The sequence below is a fragment of the Borreliella yangtzensis genome (assembly GCF_014201775.1).
GTDB classification, from domain to species: domain Bacteria; phylum Spirochaetota; class Spirochaetia; order Borreliales; family Borreliaceae; genus Borreliella; species Borreliella yangtzensis.
In genome coordinates this window covers 1-4,932 of the sequence record NZ_JACHFG010000019.1, presented here as the reverse complement: position 1 = coordinate 4,932, position 4,932 = coordinate 1, and the positions used below count along the sequence as shown (strand labels likewise).

Below are 4,932 nucleotides of genomic sequence, written 5' to 3'. Positions count from 1 at the left end.
AAGACTGCCTCAAGAACGGACTTGTTCTTGAGAGTACTGGCCACAATGTTAGTGAGACAGAACTTTCTAGATTAAAGGTGCAGCTTAAAAATGCGCTATTTAATTGTATTATAAGCTACCGTTTTCATGGAATTGGATATATTTTAGTAAAAACCAAAGATTTAATATTAGACCTTGAAAATCCCGTTAATATAGAGCTACCCATTGGATTTGAATACCTTGATTATGAATATGTAAGGGATTTGGGAGCTAACTTTGATTATGTAACTTACAAGGCAAAAGCCAATAATCAGGATAATTCTTTTAATGATGTTAAAATACACAAAAGTCGACTCATAATATATGAAAATTTCGATTATATCTTAAAAAGATATGTTCCGTGTTATACGGAAAGTTTTTTGCTAGATATTTACTTATTTGAGAAGATATACGTTGAAATAGAAAAACGTATTGAAAATCACAATTTTTTATTTTACAAAGATGAGTCTTTAGTACAGCTACAAGATGCACTCTCAAGCGCGACAACTTCTTTAAGCTCTCTTACACAAAACAGCAATAATGAGAAAGGAAATAGCTTTTTATCATCCTTTTTAAAGAAACAAAATACAAACAATCATAGTAAAGATATTTCTAATTTACGCAGTCTTAATGATTCATTGGCGCATGAACTTGCTAGGCTTAAGAACAATCTAAATAATGAGGGAATGTTTTATACAGCCACTCCTAGCGCTAGTTTAGAAGTTATTAAGTATGACCTTACTTATTTAAAAGAGGCTTTAGCATTAATTAAGGCAAAAATTGGTGCTGATACTAAGGAACCACTAACCAGAAGTTTCAATGAGCAGGCTAAAGGACTCGGAAGTGATGGTAAAGGCGATAGGAGTAATTATTACGATTTTCTAAAAGGCGTACAAGAACAAGTTGAGAATTCTTGTAATTTAAAGCTTAATAAATATTTTGGCCTTGATATGAGGTTCAATTCACTAGTTATGTTGAGTGATGATCAAAAGGTTGAAAGAGATATTAAGTTAATTGAGCTTTATAGCAAATATAACGAGCTTATACAAAGCAGTTCTTTCAATAACGAGGAGCGAGTTTTTTTAAAAGAAAAATTATTCTCATTTTGAGAAAGGGATTAAGAAAAAGGAGTTAAAAAGTGATAGAAAATGAAAAAAAAGAAATAATTGATGAGAAAGTTCAAGAAGTTCAACAAGTTAAATCTGATACTAAAGTAATAAGCGCTGGGGAATATGAGGAGTATATGCGCTTTAAAGAACAAGCAAATAATGCAAAATCCAAAGAGACAACTCGAGATTTAAGTATAAATGAGCGAATAGCAAAAGAACTTGCTGAGGCTCAAGAAAGAGATCGTTCTGAAAAGCAATTATTACTAGAGCTTGATCGCATATCTGAAATTGATGCACTTGCAAAAGCGCATCTCAGCAGCCACTTTAATAAAGAGGCCCTACTTGCAAAAGGATACACGCTAAAAGACATTATTCAGGCGCAACGCAGAGAACTTGTTCGCAAGTTTGTCACAGCTGGTCAAATTAAAGCTATTGCTAAAATATCAGATATAGATCATATAGATGGAGAGATACTAGAACAACTTGTCTCTCTGGCGAAAGAGAATATCAAATTAAGAAAAAATGCTAATAGCAATTCTTCTTCTATTGACTCAATCAAGGGCAATGTTATTGCTAAATCAGAAGAGAGTTTGCTTGATCCCAATTTTGTTCCAGTTAATTTTGCTGAGATTGTACAAGCCAAAAGCAATGCTTACAAGCAAATACGAGCACGGTTTTATGAGAATCGAAAATTTTATAAAAGAGTAGGCATTGCGTAAAGGAGTTTGTGAATGGCTAGTACAGATATAACAAAAATCAAAGAAGAATTTGAAAAAAAAGTTGCTGAAATTAAGGCATTAATGAAAAATCCCCAACAAGATGCTAGTTTGCTTAACAATTCTCTAGAGTTTAGAGATAAAAATCTAATTTACTCGAATTCTGGTGGAGTTCGAACTAGCAGTAAAGACAAGATAGAAAATTATCATGCTAAAGGATATCCCTACAAGCGGGGAGTAAAGCTTAGTTTTAGCGCTGATGGTGCAACAGAACTTGAAGTTGAGGCTGGTGGTGGTGAAGATTTATACGGAATATGCACAGATATAGATGAGTTCACTGGTATAGCAACTGTAATTCCAATTACAAATAATTTTGAAGGTTACTTAGTATGTAAAAAAGATAGTCAAAGCAGTATAAATGTTGGTGATAAGCTGAATTTTGATCAACACGGTGAGCTTGAAAAGGCTAGTGGAAGTAATAAAACTATTAATGCTATAGCACTATCAAAAGCGCATAAATTAACTGAGAATTTATATATTATTCTTGCTAGTGTTTTTGGGAATAGGGCAAAAGGTAATTAAATCATGGATGTAAAAGGTAAAGGACAAGTTCCAGGACCTGGTGTTGATGATAATTTACAATTGGGTTTAGAAGAAGTTCAACAAGCTGCTGCACCAGTCAGAGCTCGACGTCAAGCAAGAAGTGCTGATGATGCACAAGGGGTGGACTCCTATTTAACTTCAGCAAAAGAATTTGACGATATTCTTTTGAAATTCAAAAAATATTCAAAATCGATCAGTTCAATTGAAAATAAAGTTTTTAGCAGTTCGAGTGGTTGTTTTAAATCGAAAAATGAGTTTGTTGATGCATATACATTTTCATGTTCAAGTTATACAGACAAAATAGAAGAATATTTTTATGACCCCGAAAAGAGTTTTCCATACAAGCGTGGGGTAAAACTTGTTCCAAAAGAGAATTCTTTATATGTTGAAACTAGCTCAGATACTGATATTTACGGCATATGCGTTGATGTATGTGAGTTTAGTTGTACTGCATATGTTTTACCGATTACAAATAATTTTGAGGGATATCTTGTTACAAGAAATCCAAGTATAAAAGCTGGGGAAATATTAGATATTAATAATGACGGGGTGATCATTAAAGCTGGTGGTGGGCCCCCAACATATATTAATGCATACGCACTTTCTGATTCATTTACAATCAATTTTAAATCAGAAGAAGAGATCAAGGACGAAAACCGTAAACATGATTATTATATTAATTTGGTAAAAGTTACTATTTTTGGCAATAGGGCTTATGAGAAAACAGTAGTAGCTGAGAGTTAAAAAATAAAAGGAGATAATTGAATGGCAGAGAATACAACGCAATTAGTAAAAGAGTATCAAGAAAAACGAAGTAAACTCGAGAAGTTTATGAAAAATCCACAACATGATACCGGTTTGCTTTCTAATTCTATTGAGTTTAGAGATAAAAACGTGCAATTTTTTGCTTCTGGAGGTACTAGAACTAGTAAGTTTGACAAACTCGAAAATCATTCATTTATAGGATATCCCTATAAGCGAGGAGTCAAAAGAGTTATTCAAGAGGCAAAATCAAATGAAATTCACTATGAGCCTTATGTTGAGGCTGGGGGTGGTGAAGATTTATACGGAATATGCACGGACATAGATGAGTTTAGCCAAACAGCCACTATTGTTCCAATTACAAATAATTTTGAAGGGTATTTGATAGTAAAAGATTCTACGCCTAAAGCAAAAGATAAACTTTTTTTCAATAATGACGGTGTTCTTGAAAAGGTTAGTGGGGGAAATAAGGCGATTATTAATGCCATAGCATTGTCTGACGCAAAACAAATTAATGGTGAATATTTTTTAATAAAAGTGGCTGTATTTGGGAATAGAGCCAAAAGTAACTAAAACTTAGGAGGTTTTAAATGTCATTATCATTATACGATGAAAATTATTATGCAAAAACCATTGCTAATATTGTGGGGGAAATTGATGTTCCCGAAATGTATAGATGGTTTTTACCCGAACAATTTGAAGACGTTGATGTTTTGATGGGCTATCAGAGAACTGTAAAATGGGATGCATTTTTAAATGGGAATCCCACAACTATTGCTAATGAGGTTAATACCATCTCAACTATTGGGTTCAAATCTGAAGTGGTAAGACTAAACTATTTAAAGCTACAATATAAATTTAGACACTTAAATCAGGCTTCTGAAAAGTTTTACACTTCAGACTCGTATGTTGGGGATATTAATAATAATTTATTGCCTTTTGCTCGAGCTTATAAGCTTGCATGTAATGAGATTATCAAGCTTATAAGCCACTTTGTATTAACCGGAACTATTTCAATCCAACAAGATGGAAAAAATCAAAAACGTCTACTCCCTAATATGTATGGGCTACTTAATACGCCGGAGCAAATAAAAGAAGAAGTTGCAAGCGGTGATAAAGATAAAATGGATAAAATATTTGAAAAAATTGAAACTGGACTTTCAAAACTAGAATTGGGCAGCGGATTTTCTACACCCATGATGGTGATAGTTGATCCTAAAACTTCATTAAAGTTGGTAAAACCATATGCAGCAGGACAAGCTGCTGCATCAAATTGCGAAAGATGGGAATGGGAAGATGTCTTGACCCGTACCATTAAGGCTATTAATAATCGAGAAGATGTTTACATTGAAACTTCACACTTGCTAAAGCACCAAATTCTTATTTACCCGCTAAACCCCAAGTTGATAAAATTTAAACCTAGTAAGTACATGTTACCTCTTCCAAATAGACAAGTTGATACAGACTCAACTGATATAGCGCATTCATACATTGATTTTGTTTTAGGCGGACTGCTTGCTACTAAGAATACTATTTTGCAAATAAATATCAAGCAAAGTTAAAAAGATAAGGCAAATTAAAGTGAGTGAACAAAAAGACTTGCAAGCACAAGCTGAAAATGAAGAAGAACTTTTAGTAACAAAACTTCATACTGAAGTGTTATTGCTATTAGGAATAGATCAATTTGCGTTAAGTAAACAGAATTTTCTACTTCATTTATCTTT

Annotated in this window: 7 protein-coding genes; all 7 read left to right on the top strand. The window is 33.1% G+C overall.

Features of this window, described 5'->3' with window-relative positions:
- Window positions 1-1,127, top strand: a 1,127-nt coding sequence (locus tag HNP68_RS05925) for an anti-CBASS protein Acb1 family protein (RefSeq protein ID WP_183221407.1), incomplete at its 5' end; no start/stop codon positions are given.
- Between the two features lie 29 nt (window positions 1,128-1,156).
- Window positions 1,157-1,846, top strand: coding sequence for a DUF1357 family protein (locus HNP68_RS05920; RefSeq protein ID WP_183221405.1), 690 nt, complete (start codon window positions 1,157-1,159; stop codon window positions 1,844-1,846).
- Window positions 1,847-1,858: 12 nt separating this feature from the next.
- Window positions 1,859-2,425, top strand: coding sequence for a DUF228 domain-containing protein (locus HNP68_RS05915; protein ID WP_183221403.1), 567 nt, complete (start codon window positions 1,859-1,861; stop codon window positions 2,423-2,425).
- A 3-nt stretch (window positions 2,426-2,428) separates the two neighbouring features.
- Window positions 2,429-3,190: a DUF228 domain-containing protein gene (locus HNP68_RS05910; protein WP_183221400.1), complete on the top strand. Its 762-nt coding sequence runs from the start codon at window positions 2,429-2,431 to the stop codon at window positions 3,188-3,190.
- Window positions 3,191-3,211: 21 nt separating this feature from the next.
- Window positions 3,212-3,781, top strand: a complete 570-nt coding sequence (locus HNP68_RS05905) for a DUF228 domain-containing protein (protein WP_183221398.1) — start codon at window positions 3,212-3,214, stop codon at window positions 3,779-3,781.
- Between the two features lie 17 nt (window positions 3,782-3,798).
- Window positions 3,799-4,770, top strand: a complete 972-nt coding sequence (locus tag HNP68_RS05900) for a hypothetical protein (RefSeq protein WP_183221397.1) — start codon at window positions 3,799-3,801, stop codon at window positions 4,768-4,770.
- 19 nt (window positions 4,771-4,789) lie between these two features.
- On the top strand, window positions 4,790-4,932 hold a 143-nt coding region (locus HNP68_RS05895), incomplete at its 3' end, for a DUF3890 domain-containing protein (protein WP_183221395.1).